Origin of the sequence: Streptomyces sp. NPDC101118, from assembly GCF_044759445.1 — a bacterium.
Taxonomy (GTDB): Bacteria; Actinomycetota; Actinomycetes; order Streptomycetales; family Streptomycetaceae; genus Streptomyces.
The window spans coordinates 1-18244 of the sequence record NZ_JBIVZG010000031.1 but is presented as its reverse complement, the minus strand read 5'-3'; the positions used below and the strand labels follow the sequence as shown (position 1 = coordinate 18244).

Sequence of the window (18244 nt, the reverse complement as noted above, 5' to 3'; positions counted from 1 at the left end):
CGTGTCCGTACGGGAATTCGTGGTGCTGGGCACGGCGAGCCAGGTGCCCACCCGCCACCGCAACCACAACGGCTACCTGCTCCGCTGGGACGGCGAGGGCTTCCTCTTCGACCCGGGCGAGGGCACGCAGCGGCAGATGCTGCGGGCCGGCGTGGCCGCGCACGACATCAACCGGATCTGCGTCACGCACTTCCACGGCGACCACTCGCTCGGCCTGGCCGGGGTGATCCAGCGGATCAACCTCGACCAGGTGCCGCACCCGGTCACCGCGCACTACCCGGCCAGCGGCCAGGTCTTCTTCGACCGGCTCCGGTACGCCACGGCGTACCGCGAGACGGTCCGCATCGACGAGGCCCCGGTCGCGGCGGACGGAGTGCTGGCCAAGGGTGACGCGTACACCCTGGAGGCGCGCAGGCTCTCCCACCCCGTGGAGTCCTTCGGCTACCGGATCACCGAGCCCGACGGGCGCCGCATCCGGCCCGAGCTGCTGGCCCGGCACGGGATCAGCGGCCCCGACGTGGGCCGCATCCAGCGGGACGGCGTCCTGGACGGCGTCACGCTCGACCAGGTCAGCGAGCACCGGCCGGGCCAGAGCTTCGCCTTCGTCATGGACACCCGGCTGTGCGAGGGCGTGCATGCGCTCGCCGAGGGCTGCGACATGCTCGTGATCGAGTCCACCTTCCTCGACGAGGACGTGCGGCTGGCCACCGATCACGGCCACCTGACCGCCGGGCAGGCGGCCACGGTCGCGCTGGAGGCGGGGGTGAAGCACCTCGTGCTGACCCACTTCTCCCAGCGGTACACCGACCCCGACGCCTTCGAGCGGCAGGCCCGGGCGGCGGGCTTCCAGGGCGAGCTCACGGTCGCCCAGGACCTCCTGCGCATCCCGCTGCCGAAGCGCCGTTAGCGGGCCCGGGCGGGGGGGGGGCGGGCCCCGCCCCCCCCCCCCCCGCCCCCCCCCCCGCGGCCCCCCCCCCCCCCCCCCGCCGCGGGGGGGGGGGGGGGGCGAGCCCTGCTGTAGTGATCTGAGACACACTGGGTTTGAGCCGACTGCCGGCGGGCAGGGCTGCACACTTTCTCGCGTACGGACCCGGGGAGCACGCCATGGCCAGCAGGAACGGACAGCACCGCCGGGGCGCACTGGACCCGCTCAGAGAGGTCCGCGCCCCGCAGGACCCCGGCTGCGACGTCTTCCTGACCGGCACGGTCTTCCTCGACATCATCTTCACCGGCCTCGACTCGGCCCCCGTGCGCGGTACGGAGTCCTGGGCGCGCGGCATGGGCCAGAGCCCCGGCGGCGTCGCGAACATGGCCACCGCCCTCGCCCGCCTCGGGCTGCGCACCAGCCTGGCCGCGGCCTTCGGCGACGACTTCTACGGCGAGTACTGCTGGGACGCGCTGGCGCAGGGCGAGGGCATCGACCTGTCCCAGTCCCGCACGGTGCCCGGCTGGCACTCGCCGGTGACGGTCTCCATGGCCTACGAGGGCGAGCGCACGATGGTCTCCCACGGCCACGAGGCGCCCCCTCCGGCCGGTCCGGGACCCTTCCCGGACTGTCCGCCCCGGGCCCGGGCCGCGGTGGCCTCCCTGGAGCCGGGCCGGCAGGAGGAGTGGATCGCGGCCGCGGCCGGCCGCGGGGCCCGGATCTTCGCCGACGTGGGCTGGGACGAGACCGGCCGGTGGGACCTGGACGGGCTGGCCGGCCTGGCGCACTGCGAGGCGTTCCTGCCCAACGCGGGGGAGGCCATGCGGTACACGGGCGAGGACGACCCGCGGGCGGCGGCCCGGAAGCTGGCCGAGCGGGTGCCGATCGCCGTGGTCACGATGGGCGAGCAGGGCTCGTACGCGGTGGACGGGCGCACCGGGGAGACCGCCGAGGTGCCCGCGATCACCGTCGAGGCCCTCGACCCCACGGGCGCGGGCGACGTGTACGTGGCGGGCTTCCTGACCGGCACCCTGGCCGAGTGGCCGCTCGCGGACCGGCTGGCCTTCGCGGGGCTGACCGCCGCCCTGTCGGTGCAGGAGTTCGGCGGCTCGCTCTCCGCCCCGGGCTGGCCCGAGGTCGCGGCCTGGTGGTACGGGGTGCGCTCGCTGCCCGGCGGGGTGCCGGAGGGGCTGCGGCACTACGGATTCCTGGACGGACTGCTGCCGGGCGACGCGCCCTCCCCGGAGCCTACGGGGGCCCGGCGCCGGGCCGTGCCGACGATCGGCTTCCGCAACACCGCGTGAGCGTCGTGCCGCGCACCGTCCACCGTCCGGAAAACCCCCTCGGATCACCGCGGGCGGCGTCGTACGCTTGGAAGTCCAGGAGGCCGCGACCGGCGGGGCCTCACTACGGGAGGTATGCGCAGGCCACAGTGCCAGCCCATGACTCAGACACCCACAGCCAGCAGCCGCCCCCAGCGCCCCGAAGGCGCGGGTGACGCCCTTCTGCCGGGCCAGGCGCGAGCCCATTTCACCGTTCCCGCGAAGCACCCCATGGTGATGGTGCTCGGCTCGGGTGACGCCCTGTTGCGCGTGATCGAGAGGGCCTTCCCCGCCGCCGACATCCACGTGCGCGGCAACCAGATCAGCGCGGTCGGTGACGCGCGTGAAGTCGCTGTGATACAGCGGCTGTTCGACGAGATGATGCTGGTGCTCCGCACCGGTCAGCCGATGACGGAGGACGCAGTGGAACGCTCGATCGCCATGCTCAGGGCGAGCGAGAACGGCAACGGGCCCGACGAGACGCCGCACGAGGTGCTCACCCAGAACATCCTCTCCAGCCGCGGCCGCACGATCCGCCCCAAGACCCTCAACCAGAAGCGGTACGTCGACGCGATCGACAAGCACACGATCGTCTTCGGCATCGGCCCGGCCGGTACCGGCAAGACCTACCTCGCCATGGCGAAGGCGGTCCAGGCCCTGCAGTCCAAGCAGATCAGCCGGATCATCCTGACCCGGCCCGCCGTCGAGGCGGGCGAGCGGCTCGGCTTCCTGCCGGGCACGCTCTACGAGAAGATCGACCCGTACCTGCGGCCGCTGTACGACGCGCTGCACGACATGCTCGACCCCGACTCCATCCCGCGCCTGATGGCCGCGGGCACGATCGAGGTCGCGCCGCTGGCCTACATGCGGGGCCGTGCCCATCCGACCTTCACGAAGGTCCTGACGCCCGACGGCTGGCGCCCGATCGGCGACCTCCAGGTCGGTGACCTGGTGGTCGGGTCGAACGGCGAGCCGACCCCGGTCCTCGGCGTCTACCCGCAGGGCGAGAAGGACATCTATCGCGTCACCGCCCAGGACGGCGCGTCCGTGCTCTGCTGCGGGGAGCACCTGTGGACGGTGCGCACGGCTGCCGACAGGCGTCGTGACAAACCGTGGCGAGTGCTGGAGACCCAGGAGATGGTCGACAGCCTCCGCGCGGGTCACGCGCGCCGCTACGAGCTGCCGCTCCTCACCGCCCCTGTCGAGTTCCCGGCGCGGGAGGTCCCGATGGACCCCTACGCCCTGGGCCTGCTGCTGGGCGACGGGTGTCTCACCGGCTCCACCACGCCTTCCTTCGCCACGGAAGACGAGGAACTGGTCCGTGCCCTGGAGGCGGCGCTCCCCGGCGTCGGCGCGCGGCACCGGGGAGGGCCCGACTACGTCCTCAACCGGGTGAAGTCGCCGGGCGACGTGGTCACCCTGGAGAATCCGGTCACCCGGATGGTGCGCGAGCTGGACCTGATCGGTACCCGCTCCCACTCCAAGTTCGTGCCGGACGACTACCTGTTCAACACGGCAGAGGTCCGTCTCGCGGTGCTGCAGGGCCTGTTGGATGCCGACGGCGGTCCGGTCGTGCAGCAGGACCGCACCTGCCGGGTGCAGTACTCGACGGCGTCGATCCTCCTGCGCGACGACGTGATCGCGCTGGTCCAGTCACTCGGCGGCGTCGCGTACACGCGGCGGCGCCCTGCGGAGGGACGCCACCAGGGCAACGCCGTGGCCGCTCATCGGTACGACTCCCACGTGGTCGACATCAGGCTCCCCGAAGGGATCGAGCCCTTCCGCCTCACCCGCAAGGTCGAGAAGTACCACGCTGCAGGTGGTGGCGGCCGTCCGATGCGCTTCATCGACTCCATCGAGCCGGCGGGGCGGGAGGAGGCGGTGTGCATTCAGGTGGGCGCAGAGGACTCGCTGTACGTCACGGAGGACTACCTGCTGACGCACAACACCCTGAACGACGCCTTCATCATCCTCGACGAGGCGCAGAACACGAACCCCGAGCAGATGAAGATGTTCCTGACGAGGCTCGGCTTCGACTCGAAGATCGTCATCACGGGCGACGTGACCCAGATCGACCTCCCCGGTGGCACCAAGTCGGGCCTGAAGCAGGTGCAGGAGATCCTCGAAGGGGTCCCCGACGTGCACTTCTCACGGCTCACCTCGCAGGATGTCGTACGGCACAAGCTCGTCGGCCGTATCGTCGACGCGTACGAGCAGTACGACAGCCGCAACGGTTCCCAGGGGAAGTAGTCCAACAGCACCATGTCGATCGACGTCAACAACGAGTCCGGTACCGAGGTCGACGAGCAGGCGATCCTCGACATCGCCCGCTACGCCCTCACCCGGATGCGGATCCACCCGCTGTCCGAGCTGTCCGTGATCGTCGTCGACGCCGACGCCATGGAGCAGCTGCACATCCAGTGGATGGACCTGCCCGGACCGACCGACGTCATGTCCTTCCCGATGGACGAGCTGCGTCCGCCGGCGAAGGACGACGAGGAGCCCCCGCAGGGGCTCCTCGGTGACATCGTGCTCTGCCCCGAGGTCGCCAAGAAGCAGGGCGAGGACGCCCCGACGCAGCACTCCATGGACGAGGAGCTCCAGCTCCTGACCGTCCACGGAGTGCTGCACCTGCTCGGCTACGACCACGAGGAGCCGGACGAGAAGGCCGAGATGTTCGGCCTCCAGGCCGCCATCGTGGACGGCTGGCGCGCCGAGCACGGCCTGACCGGCCCGTCTCCCGCCCCGACCGTCTCGTGAGCCTCCCGCAACTGGTCACCGGCGCGGTCCTGCTGGTCATCGTGGCCTGGCTGGCCGCCTGCGCGGAGGCCGGCATCGCCCGCGTCTCCAGCTTCCGGGCGGAGGAGGCGGTACGGTCCGGGCGGCGCGGCAGCGCCAAGCTCGCCCAGGTCGCGGCGGACCCCACGCGCTACCTCAACGTGGCGCTGCTGGTCCGGGTCGCCTGCGAGATGGCCGCCGCCGTGCTGGTCACGTACGCCTGTCTCGACGCCTTCGGCGAGACCTGGAAGGCCCTGCTGGTCGCGATCGCCGTGATGGTCCTCGTCTCGTACGTGGCCGTCGGCGTCTCGCCGCGCACCATCGGCCGCCAGCACCCGCTGAACACCGCCACGGCCGCGGCGTACGTCCTGCTGCCGCTGGCCCGGATCATGGGCCCGATCCCGCAGCTGCTGATCCTCATCGGCAACGCGCTCACCCCCGGCAAGGGCTTCCGCAAGGGACCGTTCGCCTCCGAGGCGGAGCTGCGCGCCCTGGTCGACCTCGCCGAGAAGGAGTCCCTGATCGAGGACGAGGAGCGCCGGATGGTGCACTCGGTCTTCGAACTCGGCGACACCCTGGTGCGCGAGGTGATGGTGCCGCGCACCGACCTGATCTGCATCGAGCGGTACAAGACGGTCCGTCAGGCCACCACGCTGGCGCTGCGCTCCGGCTTCTCGCGGATCCCGGTCACGGGCGAGAACGAGGACGACATCGTCGGGATCGTGTACCTCAAGGACCTGGTCCGCAAGACGCACATCAACCGCGACGCGGAGGCGGACCTGGTGTCGACGGCGATGCGTCCGGCGGTGTTCGTCCCGGACACCAAGAACGCGGGCGACCTGCTGCGGGAGATGCAGCAGGTCCGCAACCACGTCGCGGTGGTCATCGACGAGTACGGCGGCACGGCCGGCATCGTGACCATCGAGGACATCCTGGAGGAGATCGTCGGCGAGATCACCGACGAGTACGACCGCGAACTCCCGCCCGTGGAGGAGCTGGGGGACGACCGCTACCGCGTCACCGCCCGCCTCGACATCACGGACCTCGGCGAACTCTTCGGCCTGGAGGCCTTCGACGACGAGGACGTGGAGACGGTCGGCGGCCTGCTGGCCAAGGCCCTGGGCCGGGTGCCCATCGCCGGCGCCACGGCCGTGGTCGACCTGCCGGACGGGCGGGCGCTGCGGCTGACCGCCGAGTCCCCGGCGGGCCGCCGGAACAAGATCGTCACCGTGCTGGTGGAGCCCGTCGTGGCCGAGGAGGCCGCGGAGTGACCCCCGGGGAGCTGCGCGCGTTCTGCCTGTCCTTCAACGCGGCCGTCGAGGAGTTCCCCTTCAACCCCGACACCTCGGTGTTCAAGGTGCTGGGCAAGGTGTTCGCGCTGAGCGCGCTGGACGCCTCGCCCCTGAAGGTGAACCTCAAGTGCGAGCCGGAGCAGGCCGTGCGGCTGCGGGCGGAGCACGAGGCGATCGTGCCGGGCTGGCACATGAACAAGCGGCACTGGAACACCGTGAGCGTGGCCGGGGTGCCGGACGCGCTGCTCCGGGAGCTGGTCGAGGACTCGTACGACCTGGTCGTGGCCGGTCTCCCGAGGGCCGAGCGGCTCCGGCTGGACCGGCCGTAGCGGTGCCCTCGCGGCGGCCCGGCCCCGGGGCGGGTTCCGTCCCGGGGCCGTGACGTAGCTAACGCGGTCCCGAGGTCACGATTCGGAACCCTGTCCGATTCCTCCGATCTCCCTGCCTTAGCCTGGCTTTGCTTGTGCCAAGATCCCCTTGCTCAGGCTTCGGAGGGGAGAGCGCCTCGGCGGTCCGTCCACCGGACCGCCGAGGCGCTCCTTTTCCCCGCTCCTTATGCTGATCGGCATGACCGACACCACGGAGCAGACCCCCGCCCTCGACCCCGAGGACCGCAAGATCATCACGCTGGCGCGCAGCGCCCGGGCCCGCAACGGCGTGGCCGAAGGCGCGGCGGTCCGGGACGAGACCGGCCGTACGTACGTCGCGGGCACCGTGGACCTCGCCTCCCTGAAGCTCAGCGCCCTCCAGACCGCCGTCGCCATGGCCGTGGCCAGCGGCGCGCAGTCCCTGGAGGCGGCCGCCGTGGTCACCGCCGCCGAGGAGCCGGCCGAGGCCGACCGCGCCGCGGTCCGCGACCTGGGCGGCCCCGGGACGCCCGTGCTGCTCGCCGGCCCCGACGGCACCGTCAGGCTGACGGTGCGGGCAGGCTGACCCCGGTCCCGTCCTTGCGGCGGATGACCATCGCCATCAGGGCGGCCGCGGCGCACAGCGCGCCCGAGGCGTACCAGACCAGGTCGTACGAGCCGAAGGCGTCGCGCGCCACGCCGCCCAGGAAGGCGACCAGGGCCGCGCCCACCTGGTGCGAGGCGAGGACCCAGCCGAAGACGATGGCGCTGTCCTCGCCGTACTGCTCGCGGCACAGGGCGATGGTGGGCGGCACGGTGGCCACCCAGTCCAGGCCGTAGAAGACGATGAAGAACAGCATCGGCGGGTGGACGGACGGGGCCAGCAGCGCCGGCAGGAACAGCAGTGAGACCCCGCGCAGGGCGTAGTACACGGCCAGCAGGCGGCGGGGCTCGAACCGGTCGGTGAACCAGCCCGAGGCCACCGTGCCCACCACGTCGAAGACACCGATCACCGCGAGCAGCGAGGCGGCCGCCGTGATCGGCATGCCGTGGTCGTGGGCGGCGGGCACGAAGTGCGTCTTGACCAGGCCGTTCGTCGAGGCGCCGCAGATCGCGAAGGTGCCGGCCAGCAGCCAGAACGGCCCGGTCCTGGCCGCCCGGAACAGCACCGCCACCGCCCGCCGGGCCGCGCCCGGCACGGGCGCCGGCTTGGCCACCGGCTCGGTGGACCCGTACGGGGCGAGCCCCACGTCGGCGGGGTGGTCCCGCAGCAGCAGCCACACGAAGGGCACGACCGCCAGGGCCGAGAGGGCCACGGTCACGGCGGCCGGGCGCCAGCCGTGGTGCTGGACCAGCCAGGACAGCAGCGGCAGGAAGACCAGCTGGCCCGAGGCGCCGGCGGCGGTCAGGATGCCGGTGACCAGCCCGCGCCGGGCGGTGAACCAGCGGTTCGTGACGGTGGCGGCGAAGGCCAGGGCCATCGAGCCGCTGCCCAGGCCGACCAGGATCCCCCAGTACAGGACCAGCTGCCAGGACGCCGTCATCCGGACGGTCAGCAGCGAACCGACCGCGATCACGGTCAGGGCCACGGCCACCACGCGGCGGATCCCGAAGCGGTCCATCAGCGCGGCGGCGAACGGCGCGGTCAGCCCGTAGAGCGCGAGGTTCACCGAGACGGCGAAGCCGATCGTGCCGCGGGACCAGTCGAACTCCTCGTGCATCGGCTCGATCAGCAGGCCGGGCAGGGAGGCGAAGGCCGCCGCGCCGATGATCGTCACGAAGGTCACCGCCGCCACGAACCAGGCGCGGTGGACGCGGCCCGGCGGGCGCACGGGCGTCGGGGTCGGGGCCGCCGTCTGCGGCTGGATCGTCGTCACCCCCACAGCATCCGTGGCCGGATCCGGGTGATCGAGTGGCCCGATGGTCAGCATTCGCTACGATCGGGCCATGGCCCATCGCGTCGTCGTGCTCGCCCTCGACGGGCTGCTGCCCTTCGAGCTCGGCATCCCGCACCGGATCTTCGGCCGCGCCAAGGACGCCGCCGGACGGCCGCTCTACGAGATCCTGACCTGCGGCCTGGCCCCCGGCGCGGTCCGCACGGACGCCGACTTCGCCGTAGCCGTCGAGCACGGGCCCGACCTGCTGGCCACCGCCGACACCGTGGTCGTTCCCGCCTCGTACGAGCTCGGCCCGGTCTTCGAGGAGGGCCGGCTGACCCCGGAGCTGGCCGCCGCCCTGGCCCGCATCCGGCCGGGCACCCGGCTGGTCTCCATCTGCACCGGCGGGTACGTGCTGGCCGCGGCCGGCCACCTCGACGGGCGCCGCGCCACCACGCACTGGGCCTCCGCCGAGCACTTCCAGCGGCTCTTCCCGGCCGTCCGGGTCGACGCGGACGTGCTGTACGTCGAGGACGGGCCGGTGCTCACCTCGGCGGGGGTCGCCGCCGGCATCGACCTGTGCCTGCACATCGTCCGGCGCGACCACGGCTCCGCCGTGGCCAACGAGGTGGCCAGGCGGACCGTCGTACCGCCCCACCGGGACGGCGGCCAGGCGCAGTTCATCGACCGGCCGGTGCCCGCCGCCGGCGCCGCCAGCACCACCGCGGCCCGGGGCTGGGCACTGGAGCGGCTCAACGAGCCGCTGCGGCTGAGCGACATGGCGCGCCGGGAGGCCGTGTCCGTACGCACCTTCACGCGGCGGTTCCGCGAGGAGTCCGGCCTGAGCCCCGGGCAGTGGCTGGCCGGGCAGCGGGTGGCGCGGGCGCGGCACCTGCTGGAGTCCACCGACCTGCCGGTGGAACGGGTGGCCCACGAGGCCGGCTTCGGCACCGCCCAGTCCATGCGCAAGCACCTCCAGGCGGCGCTGGGCGTGACACCCACCGCCTACCGGCGGACCTTCCGCGCGGAAGGTCCGGGCCGTACGGGCGGGGCACCCGGCCCGGCGGACTCCGCCAATACCTGATGGGCCATCAGTCGATGGCCGGCGCCGCCATTGACTTCTGCCGCCCCCCGCTCGTGAATGGCCGTCAGCGCGACGGGGGTCCGACCACAGGGGGACGAAATGACGGCACGCAGTCGCCGGCTCGCGGCGGCCCTGGGCGTCCTCGCGCTCGCCGCCCTCGGCGTCCCCGCCAACGCGGCGAGCCCGGTGGACCCGGGGGAGACCACCGGTGCGGTGGAGTTCCCCACCCACTGCGTACCGCCCCAGGAGGCGGGCCTGCCGCCCGCCGACGGCCCGACCACCGCCCTCGTCACCGTCGACGACCCGGCACCCGAGGTGGGCGACACGGTCACCGTCACCTACCAGGTGACCAGGACCGCCGCCGCCAACCCGCTCGAAGCGGAACTCCCGGCGGACGTCCTCACCCCGACCGGCAAGGTGGTCCTCGGCGGCGCGCAGAACGGCGAGGTCACCGTCACCGGACCCAAGAGGAACGCACCGGTGCCCGGTCACGGCGCCTTCCCCGCCTTCACCATGACCGGCACCTTCACCGTCACCGAACCCGGCGAGATCACCCTCGCCCCGGGCGACTACACCCTCCACACCAGCCACCTCATGGAGCTGGACACGCCCTGCACCACCGACCCCGCCGACCCGGCCCCCGTGGCCGAGCGCCTCACCGCCACCGCCGTCCCCGGCGCCAACACCCGCGCCCTCTCCCTCGCCGCGGCCTCGGGGAAACCCGGCGCGAAGGTACGCGTGACCGGCGCGGGTTTCACCCCGGGCGCCGCCGTCACCGTGGCCGGCCGCACGGGCGCCGCCGAGACCGCCGACAAGGTCACCGCCCTCGCCGACGGGCTCGGCGTGGTCCTCGCCGAGCTGCCGGTCGCCGACCGGGCCACGACCGCCGTCGTCGCGTACGAGGGGCCCGCCTGGACCGCGGAGCGGGGCACAGGACCGGCCACGTACGCCGTCATCGAGGCCGCCCCGCTGCCGCCCGGCACCCAGAAGATCGGCCTGACCGTCGAGCCCGGCGCCCTCTCCATGACCCAGGCGGGGGAGGAGATCACCCTCACGGCCGTCCCCTACGGCCAGGGCGGCACCGCGGAGGGCCGGATCCACACCGTCACCGTCAAGGACCAGCGCGGCGGCCCGGCCGGCTGGGCCCTCACCGGAAGGCTCACCGACTTCACCGGACCCGGCGGTGTACGCATCGACGGCGCCGGCCTCACCTGGACCCCCGTCTGCGCCACCAGGCAGGGCAGCCCCAGCACCTGCGTCCCCGGCACCCCCGGGCCCGTGGGAGCGGAGGGCGCCACCCTCGCCGGCACTCCGGACGCCTCGCTCGTCGGCGGCGAGTTCACGGTGGACGCGGAGGTCGCGCTGACCGTCCCGCCCTACACCGCCCCGGGCTCGTACGCCGCCCTGCTGACCCTCACCCTCTCGTGACGGGCGCGGGCGGGCGCGCAGGGAGGCGCCCGGGCGCACGGGGCGCCCGGAGCCCTCTCCGCGCGGCCCGGCTGCTCGTGGCGCCCGCCCTGGCCCTGCTCGGTCTCCTCACCCCGGCGGCGGCCGCCCCCGCCTCGGCCGCCGACAACGGCCAGTGGTCCGTCGTGCCCGCCGCGACCCGGATCGCGCAGCGCCCGTACTTCTTCCTCGCCGCCGACCCCGGCGGCCGGGTGGACGATCGGGTCACCGTGACCAACAGGACGGCGGGCCCGCTCACCTTCCGCCTGTACGCCGCAGACGCCTACAACACCGCACGGGACGGCGGCTTCGCCGTACGGGGCCCCGACGAGCCGCGCACCGGCGTCGGCGCCTGGGCACGGCTGTCCCGGGAGCGGGTGACCGTACCGGCGAGGTCGTCCGTCACCGTGCCCTTCGCCCTGACGCTGCCGGAGCGGGCGGAGCCCGGCGACCATCCCGGCGCGATCGTGGCCCTGGACGAGCGGGCGGCCCCCGGCGGCGCGGGGCTGGGCGTGCGGCAGGCCGTCGCCGCCCGCGTCCACCTGCGGGTCAGCGGGCCCACGGCCCCGATGATCGCCGTGGAGGGGCTGGGCGTGCGTCGGGAGGGACGGGCCGCGGTGGTCACGTACACCCTGCGCAACCTCGGCAACGTCACCCTCCACCCCGCGGCCACCCTGCACGCCCGGGGCCTCCTCGGACGCGACCTCCACCGCCGCGAGCTGCGGCGGATCCCGGGCGACCTGCTGCCGGGCGAGTCGGTGAGGCTCACCGAACGCTGGACCGGCACCCCGGGCTTCGACCGCGTCGCGCTGAGCGTCTCCGTGCGGGCCGCCGGCACCGCCGACCGCGCTGCCGTCGCCTTCCGCACCGGCCCCTGGACCGGGGCCGCCTCCCTCGCCCTGACCGCGGCTGCCGTGCCCCTGGCGCTACTGGTCCGACGCCGCCTGACGCACCCGTTCCGACAGCCGGCGCGGCGTACTGGTCGGCGGTCCCGGCCCGATCGGGGAGAATGGCTCGCATGAGCGATCGTTCCTCCTCCGCACACCGCGCTGGCTTCGCGTGCTTCGTCGGCCGCCCCAACGCCGGCAAGTCCACCCTGACCAATGCACTCGTGGGCACGAAGGTCGCGATCACCTCCAACCGGCCGCAGACCACGCGCCACACCGTCCGGGGCATCGTGCACCGCGAGGACGCCCAGCTCGTCCTGGTCGACACCCCCGGACTGCACAAGCCGCGCACCCTCCTGGGCGAGCGCCTGAACGACGTGGTCCGCACCACCTGGGCCGAGGTCGACGTCATCGGCTTCTGCCTGCCCGCCGACCAGAAGATCGGCCCCGGCGACAAGTTCATCGCCAAGGAACTCGCGGGGATCAAGAAGACCCCGAAGATCGCCATCGTCACCAAGACCGACCTGGTCGACTCCAAGGCGCTCGCCGAGCAGCTGATCGCCATCCAGCAGCTCGGCGCCGAGCTGGGCATCGAGTGGGCCGAGATCGTCCCGGTCTCCGCCGTCGGCGACCAGCAGGTCCAGCTCCTCGCGGACCTGATCGCCCCGCTGCTCCCCGAGAGCCCGCCGCTCTACCCCGAGGGCGACCTCACCGACGAGCCCGAGATGGTCATGGTCGCGGAGCTGATCCGCGAGGCCGCGCTGGAAGGCGTACGCGACGAGCTGCCGCACTCCATCGCGGTCGTCGTGGAGGAGATGCTGCCGCGCGAGAACCGCCCGGCCGACAAGCCCCTCCTCGACATCCACGCCAACGTCTACATCGAGCGCCCCAGCCAGAAGGGCATCATCATCGGCCCGAAGGGCTCCCGCCTGAAGGAGGTGGGCATGAAGTCGCGCAAGCACATCGAGGCGCTGCTCGGCACGCCCGTCTTCCTCGACCTGCACGTCAAGGTGGCCAAGGACTGGCAGCGGGACCCGAAGCAGCTGCGGAAGCTGGGCTTCTGACGTCCTCGCGCACCACACACGGAAGGCCGCCGCCGGCGGGGCGATCACGCCCGCCGGCGGCGGCCTTTCCGGTACTTCTGCGCCCTCGGGCGACCGTTACTCGGCCCCGCGCCGCTGAGCGAACTCCCAGGCGTCGGAGACGATCCCGGCCAGGTCCGGGCGGCGCGGCGTCCAGCCGAGCCGCCGGTGCGCCGTCTCGGCCGAGGCGACCAGCACGGCCGGGTCGCCGGCCCGGCGGTCCGCCATCACCTCGGGGATCGGGTGGCCGGTGACCTTGCGGACGGTCTCGATGACCTCGCGCACCGAGAAGCCGTTGCCGTTGCCCAGGTTGCAGATCAGGTGCTCGCCGGCGGTCGCGGCCGTCAGGGCGGCCAGGTGCGCCTCGGCGAGGTCGGCGACGTGGATGTAGTCGCGCACGCAGGTGCCGTCCGGCGTCGGGTAGTCGTCGCCGAACACCGAGATGGCCTCGCGGCGGCCCTGGGCGACCTGGAGCACCAGCGGGATCAGGTGGCTCTCCGGGTCGTGCCGCTCGCCGCACTCGCCGTACGCGCCCGCCACGTTGAAGTACCGCAGCGAGACGGCCGCCAGACCGTGCGCCGCGCACTCGCCCGCGATCATGTGGTCGACGGCCAGCTTGGAGGCGCCGTACGGGTTGGTCGGCGCGGTCGGCATCGACTCGGTGATGGGCGTGGACTCCGGCTCGCCGTACGTGGCGGCGGTGGACGAGAACACCAGCTTCCGCACACCGGCCCCGCGCATGGCGGCGAGCAGCGCCATGGTGCCGCCGACGTTGTTCTCCCAGTACTTGGCCGGGTTCACCACGGATTCGCCGACCTGCGAGAACGCTGCGAAGTGCAGCACCGCCTCGAAGGAGTCGTCGAGGTGCGCGGCCGCGTCGCGGATGTCGGCCTCGATGAAGGAGGCGCCGGCCGGGACGCCCTCGCGGAAGCCGGTGGAGAGGTTGTCGAGCACGACGACCTCGTGGCCGGCCTCCAGCAGGTGGGCGGCGACGACGCTGCCCACGTAGCCGGCCCCGCCGGTGACCAGGTACTTGCTCACTCGCCCGCTCCCTCGTGCAGCTCCTCGGTGACGTAACCGCGCAGCCAGGTCCGGAACTCGGGGCCGAGGTCCTCGCGCTCGCTGGCGAGGCGGACGATGGCCTTGAGGTAGTCGCCGCGGTCGCCGGTGTCGTAGCGGCGGCCCTTGAAGACCACGCCGTGCACCGGGCCGCCGACGGTTTCGTCGGCGGCGAGCTGCTGGAGCGCGTCGGTGAGCTGGATCTCCCCGCCGCGGCCCGGCTCGGTCTCCCGGAGCACGTCGAAGACCGCGGGGTTCAGGACGTAGCGCCCGATGATCGCGTAGTTCGACGGCGCCTCGCTCGGCTCCGGCTTCTCCACGAGGCCCGTGATGTGGACGACGTCCTCGTCCTCGGTGGCCTCGACCGCCGCGCAGCCGTAGAGGTGGATCTGGGCGGGCTCGACCTCCATGAGGGCGATGACGGAGCCGCCGGTGCGGTGCTGGACCTCGACCATCCTGGCGAGCAGGGGGTCGCGGGGGTCGATCAGGTCGTCGCCGAGGAGGACGGCGAAGGGCTGGTCGCCGACGTGCGGGGCGGCGCACAGGACGGCGTGGCCCAGGCCGCGGGGGTCGCCCTGGCGGACGTAGTGCATGGTGGCCAGGTCGCTGGACTCCTGGACCTTCTTCAGGCGGTCGTCGTCGCCCTTGGCCACGAGCGCGGACTCCAGCTCGTAGTTGCGGTCGAAGTGGTCCTCCAGCGGCCGCTTGTTACGGCCCGTGATCATCAGGACGTCGCTCAGACCCGCGGCGACCGCCTCCTCCACCACGTACTGGATCGCCGGCTTGTCGACGACGGGCAGCATTTCCTTCGGAGTCGCCTTGGTCGCCGGCAGGAACCGGGTGCCGAGTCCGGCCGCCGGGATGACGGCCTTCGTGACCGCCTGCTGCGCATTGCTCATGCCCATGAATCCACCAACTTGTCGCACATGAAAGAACCCGGCCCGTCCGTCAACGGTCGAGGAAGGAGAAGAGCGCTTCCCAGCGGGCCACGATCTTCTCGGGGGCGTACCGCTGTATTCGCTCGCGGGCCAGCTCGCCCATGGAGTCCCGGAGTTCCTTGTCCGAGATGAGGGTGCTCAGGGCGCGGGCCAGGCCGCTGGTGTTGCCCAGCGCGGCCAGCAGGCCGTCCTCGCCGTCGTTGATGATCTCGCGGACGCCGGGGGCGCAGTCGAAGGCGGCACACGGCACGGCGGCCGCCATGGCCTCCATCAGGGCGAGCGGGAAGCCCTCGCCGCGGGAGGACTGCACGAAGATCGAACCGGCGCGGAGGGCGCCCGCCACGTCGCTGGTACGGCCCATCCACTGCACCGACGAGTCCAGGCCGAGCTCGGTGCACTGCTTCTTCAGCATCTCCTCGTCCTCACCGGAACCGAAGATCTGCAGCGTCCAGTCCGGGTGCTTCGGCGCGACCTCCGCCCAGGTGTCCAGGAGCATGTCGATGCCCTTCTGGTCGGACAGGCGGCCGATGCTGGTGACCACCTTCTCCGTGCGCGGCGAGGGCACGTCCGGGATGAAGGGCAGCGGGTTGGGCATGAAGGACGCGTTGTTCAGGCCCTGGCGGATCCAGAGGTCGGAGTCCTCCTGGGTCAGCACCAGCATCCGGTCGACGTCCTTGTAGAACTTCTGCACCCGGCCGAAGCGCGAACAGGCCTTGCTGTACTCGAAGGACTCGTGGCTCATGCCGATGACGGTCAGCCCGGAGGTGTCCGCGAGCGTGACCCACTCCATCGCCCACACCTGCGTGACGATGACGACCGCACCCGGCTTCGCCGCGGCGAACAGCGCGGTCAGCTTGGCCGCCTGCTCCTGCATGCCCTCGTCGCGCCGGGCCTTCACCCGGTGCCGGGCGACGTTGAACTTGTGCACGCCCCTGGTGCTGGGCACCTTCGGCGGGTGCTCGCCGTACAGCACGGTCGTTGGGTACGGCAGTTCGCCGCCCAGGTCCTGGACCACCTCGGGCTCGGTGATGCCGATGACGTGGACGTTGTGCCCGCGGCCGGTGAACAGCCGTGCCATCTGGTGCGTCCAGGTGGTCACACCGCCCAGCTCGTCGACCTGGTTTCCGACGAAGAAGATGTCGCGCCGGGGATCGGCGAACTCGGTCATCCATTCCTCCTGTGGGAGAAGAACTCGTCGACGATGCGACGGGCGGAAGAACCCGTGTCGTACTCGCCGAATTCGGCAACAAAACGCTTGCGGTCGGCGGCGTGCTCACGCGCCGAGGACTCCAGCGAAACGATTCCCTCGAACAGCTCGCCGGCGGTGCGCACCACCGGGCCCGGGGCGTTCTCGAAGATGTCCCAGTAGGCGCCGCGCTCCTCCACGTACTCCTCGTAGTCGTACGCGAAGAGGAAGACGGGCCGGTCGAGCAGCGCGTAGTCGAACATGATCGACGAATAGTCGGTGATCAGCGCGTCGGCCAGCTCCAGCACCGGCGTCACGTCGGGCACCGACGAGGACACGTCGACGACCTTCCCGCGCACCGAAGGCGGCAGCGTCACGTGGTTCAGGTAGTGCGAACGCACCAGCAGCACGTACCGGTCGCCGAAGCGCTCCGCGAACTCCTCCACGTCGAAGGGCAGCTCGAAGGCCTTGCTGCCGTTGCCGCGCTGCCGGAAGGTCGGCGCGTACAGCAGCACCTGCTTGTCCGCGGGGATGCCGAGCTGCTCCGCGAGCGGGCCGCGCTCCCGGGTGCCGGTGGCGTCCTCCCGCTCCTTGGCGCGCACGAGCGCGTCGTTGCGCGGGTAGCCGGTGCGCAGCAGCACCGACTCCTTCAGCCGGAAGGCGCGGGCGAGCGTGCGCACGTCGTGCTCCGTGCGGACCAGGAACCGGTCGAAGCGGTCGAGGGTGCGCTGGAGCTCGTCCTGCTGGGGCTTGGACTTGAGCTTCCAGGCCGCCTCGTCGAAGCCCATGCGCTTGAGCGCGGAGCCGTGCCAGGTCTGGATGTACGTGGTCTCGGGGCGCTTGGTGAGCTTGAGCGGGAAGCCCTGGTTGTCCACCCAGAACTCCGCCTGCGCCAGCGCCTTGAGATAGGGCAGCGACCAGCGCCGCACGAGGGTGGCGTCCTTCGGGAAGCCCTTGGGCTTGCCCTCGTACGACCACACGGCCTCGAAGTCCACGCCCTGGCGGCGCATCTCCTCGTAGATGGCCTTGGGGCTGTCGCTGTACTGCTTGCCGAGGTGGCTCTCGAAGACGACCAGGCCCTTCTTGACCGGCAGCTTCGAGAACACCTCGTGGTACAGGCGCAGCTTCGTGTCGGTCGAGGCGAGCTTGCCGCGGACCTTCTTGGCCTTGCGGACGCCCGTCTTGGCGAGCTGCCCGGGGGCGCCCTGCACCCGGCGGTCGATGAAGGCCTGCAGGGCCTCGCTGCGCCGGTCGTGCGAGACCAGGCAGAAGGCCAGGTGCCCCTTGGGGGAGACCTCGGGCTCCAGGTGGTCGGCGACCATGCGGGTCAGCCGCGGCCGCACCGGCAGCGCGCCCTCGACCAGGTCCGGGTCGACCACGGACAGGCGGGTCGTGGTCCGTACGCCGTCCACGTCGAGGTGCAGCCGTACGTCCCACACGGCGTCCACCACTCCGACGGGGCGCAGCTGCGCGGCGAGGTCGGCGGTGGCGGACCACGCGATGGTCCCGCCCTCGTGCGTCACGGACGCGACGGGGAAGGAGACCGGCTTGACGCCGACCTTGCGGCGGGCCCGGAACTCCAGTTCGGCGCCGAGCTTCGCGCCGGGCTTGATGCGGCCCAGGGGGTTCACCACGGCACCGCTCAGGGAGACCGCGCCGTCGCGGACCTCGTACGAGGTCAGGGCGTTGCGCAGGAACATCCTGTCGATCGCCTTGGCGTGCAGGCCGAGGTCGGTGACGTCGAGCACCTTGCGGCCGAACTCGTCGTCGAGGTGCTCCTCGCACCAGTAGATCCGGCCGTCGCGCTCCACCAGCGGGGCCGAGATCTTGTCCTTGTTCGCCAGCGAGTCCACGGCCGGCAGCAGGTTGTCCCAGTCCTCGCGCGTCAGCAGGTACGCGCAGATCGCCTGCAGCGGCGTGACCTGCTCGTAGGCGTCGGGGTGGATGGTGTCGAGGTAGCCGTTGGCGAGTTGGGCGAATTCGTGGCGGTAGTCGTCGTCGAGGAGGGGGAGGTCGCGCAG

The 18244-nt window shown here is 72.3% G+C and carries 16 protein-coding genes; 11 read left to right on the top strand and 5 right to left on the bottom strand.

Annotation, left to right across the window (positions count from 1 at the left end; genetic code table 11):
* Position 1 precedes the first annotated feature (1 nt).
* The 7 genes from ACIQUQ_RS32900 to ACIQUQ_RS32870 all read left to right on the top strand — a co-directional run bounded on the left by ACIQUQ_RS32900 (position 2) and on the right by ACIQUQ_RS32870 (position 7250).
* Positions 2 to 907, top strand: coding sequence for a ribonuclease Z (locus ACIQUQ_RS32900; protein ID WP_403983422.1), 906 nt, complete (start codon positions 2 to 4; stop codon positions 905 to 907).
* 197 nt (positions 908 to 1104) lie between these two features.
* Positions 1105 to 2229, top strand: coding sequence for a carbohydrate kinase family protein (locus tag ACIQUQ_RS32895; RefSeq protein ID WP_403983420.1), 1125 nt, complete (start codon positions 1105 to 1107; stop codon positions 2227 to 2229).
* A gap of 138 nt (positions 2230 to 2367) precedes the next feature.
* A complete protein-coding gene (locus tag ACIQUQ_RS32890) occupies positions 2368 to 4497 on the top strand; it encodes a PhoH family protein (RefSeq protein ID WP_403983418.1) in 2130 nt (709 codons plus the stop codon).
* Between the two features lie 12 nt (positions 4498 to 4509).
* A complete protein-coding gene (gene ybeY, locus ACIQUQ_RS32885) occupies positions 4510 to 5007 on the top strand; it encodes an rRNA maturation RNase YbeY (protein ID WP_399956764.1) in 498 nt (165 codons plus the stop codon).
* Entirely contained in the window at positions 5004 to 6296 is a 1293-nt protein-coding gene (locus tag ACIQUQ_RS32880; protein ID WP_403983416.1) for a hemolysin family protein, read from the top strand. Before ybeY ends, ACIQUQ_RS32880 begins: the two co-directional genes overlap by 4 nt.
* Positions 6293 to 6646: an MmcQ/YjbR family DNA-binding protein gene (locus tag ACIQUQ_RS32875; RefSeq protein ID WP_403983414.1), complete on the top strand. Its 354-nt coding sequence runs from the start codon at positions 6293 to 6295 to the stop codon at positions 6644 to 6646. Before ACIQUQ_RS32880 ends, ACIQUQ_RS32875 begins: the two co-directional genes overlap by 4 nt.
* A gap of 238 nt (positions 6647 to 6884) precedes the next feature.
* A complete protein-coding gene (locus tag ACIQUQ_RS32870) occupies positions 6885 to 7250 on the top strand; it encodes a cytidine deaminase (protein ID WP_403983412.1) in 366 nt (121 codons plus the stop codon).
* Here ACIQUQ_RS32870 and ACIQUQ_RS32865 read toward each other — a convergent pair.
* Complete coding sequence (locus ACIQUQ_RS32865; RefSeq protein WP_403983410.1) at positions 7225 to 8595, bottom strand: MFS transporter; 1371 nt, start codon at positions 8593 to 8595, stop codon at positions 7225 to 7227. The genes ACIQUQ_RS32870 and ACIQUQ_RS32865 overlap by 26 nt on opposite strands.
* Positions 8596 to 8611: 16 nt before the next feature.
* Between ACIQUQ_RS32865 and ACIQUQ_RS32860 the strand changes: the two genes are divergently transcribed.
* From ACIQUQ_RS32860 to era, 4 genes are all read left to right on the top strand, one after another.
* On the top strand, positions 8612 to 9625 hold the full coding sequence (locus ACIQUQ_RS32860) for a GlxA family transcriptional regulator (protein WP_403983408.1): 1014 nt from the start codon (positions 8612 to 8614) through the stop codon (positions 9623 to 9625).
* Between the two features lie 99 nt (positions 9626 to 9724).
* On the top strand, positions 9725 to 11053 hold the full coding sequence (locus ACIQUQ_RS32855; RefSeq protein WP_403983406.1) for a beta-xylosidase: 1329 nt from the start codon (positions 9725 to 9727) through the stop codon (positions 11051 to 11053).
* A gap of 77 nt (positions 11054 to 11130) precedes the next feature.
* A complete protein-coding gene (locus tag ACIQUQ_RS32850; RefSeq protein WP_403983404.1) occupies positions 11131 to 12093 on the top strand; it encodes a DUF916 domain-containing protein in 963 nt (320 codons plus the stop codon).
* Entirely contained in the window at positions 12081 to 13022 is a 942-nt protein-coding gene (era, locus tag ACIQUQ_RS32845; protein ID WP_399956739.1) for a GTPase Era, read from the top strand. The genes ACIQUQ_RS32850 and era overlap by 13 nt, the downstream gene beginning before the upstream one ends.
* Before the next feature lie 96 nt (positions 13023 to 13118).
* Here era and galE read toward each other — a convergent pair whose 3' ends face one another.
* From galE to ACIQUQ_RS32825, 4 genes are all read right to left on the bottom strand, one after another.
* Positions 13119 to 14081: a UDP-glucose 4-epimerase GalE gene (gene galE / locus ACIQUQ_RS32840; protein ID WP_403983402.1), complete on the bottom strand. Its 963-nt coding sequence runs from the start codon at positions 14079 to 14081 to the stop codon at positions 13119 to 13121.
* On the bottom strand, positions 14078 to 14998 hold the full coding sequence (gene galU, locus ACIQUQ_RS32835; RefSeq protein ID WP_403983400.1) for a UTP--glucose-1-phosphate uridylyltransferase GalU: 921 nt from the start codon (positions 14996 to 14998) through the stop codon (positions 14078 to 14080). Before galU ends, galE begins: the two co-directional genes overlap by 4 nt.
* Before the next feature lie 49 nt (positions 14999 to 15047).
* Positions 15048 to 16205 carry a glycosyltransferase gene (locus ACIQUQ_RS32830; protein ID WP_403983398.1) on the bottom strand — a complete coding sequence of 386 codons (1158 nt, stop codon included), beginning with the start codon at positions 16203 to 16205 and terminating at the stop codon, positions 15048 to 15050.
* A partial coding sequence (locus tag ACIQUQ_RS32825; RefSeq protein ID WP_403983396.1) for a CDP-glycerol glycerophosphotransferase family protein occupies positions 16202 to 18244 on the bottom strand: 2043 nt, incomplete at its 5' end. The genes ACIQUQ_RS32825 and ACIQUQ_RS32830, both read right to left, overlap by 4 nt.

Bases quoted from the DNA above. Each gene is read 5' to 3' on its own strand.
- ACIQUQ_RS32830 (WP_403983398.1), bottom strand. From the start codon at position 16,205: ATGACCGAGTTCGCCGATCCCCGGCGCGACATCTTCTTCGTCGGAAAC.
- ACIQUQ_RS32890 (WP_403983418.1), top strand. From the start codon at position 2,368: ATGACTCAGACACCCACAGCCAGCAGCCGCCCCCAGCGCCCCGAAGGC.
- ACIQUQ_RS32865 (WP_403983410.1), bottom strand. From the start codon at position 8,595: ATGCTGACCATCGGGCCACTCGATCACCCGGATCCGGCCACGGATGCT.
- ACIQUQ_RS32860 (WP_403983408.1), top strand. From the start codon at position 8,612: ATGGCCCATCGCGTCGTCGTGCTCGCCCTCGACGGGCTGCTGCCCTTC.
- era (WP_399956739.1), top strand. From the start codon at position 12,081: ATGGCTCGCATGAGCGATCGTTCCTCCTCCGCACACCGCGCTGGCTTC.
- ybeY (WP_399956764.1), top strand. From the start codon at position 4,510: ATGTCGATCGACGTCAACAACGAGTCCGGTACCGAGGTCGACGAGCAG.
- ACIQUQ_RS32895 (WP_403983420.1), top strand. From the start codon at position 1,105: ATGGCCAGCAGGAACGGACAGCACCGCCGGGGCGCACTGGACCCGCTC.
- galU (WP_403983400.1), bottom strand. From the start codon at position 14,998: ATGAGCAATGCGCAGCAGGCGGTCACGAAGGCCGTCATCCCGGCGGCC.
- ACIQUQ_RS32870 (WP_403983412.1), top strand. From the start codon at position 6,885: ATGACCGACACCACGGAGCAGACCCCCGCCCTCGACCCCGAGGACCGC.
- ACIQUQ_RS32855 (WP_403983406.1), top strand. From the start codon at position 9,725: ATGACGGCACGCAGTCGCCGGCTCGCGGCGGCCCTGGGCGTCCTCGCG.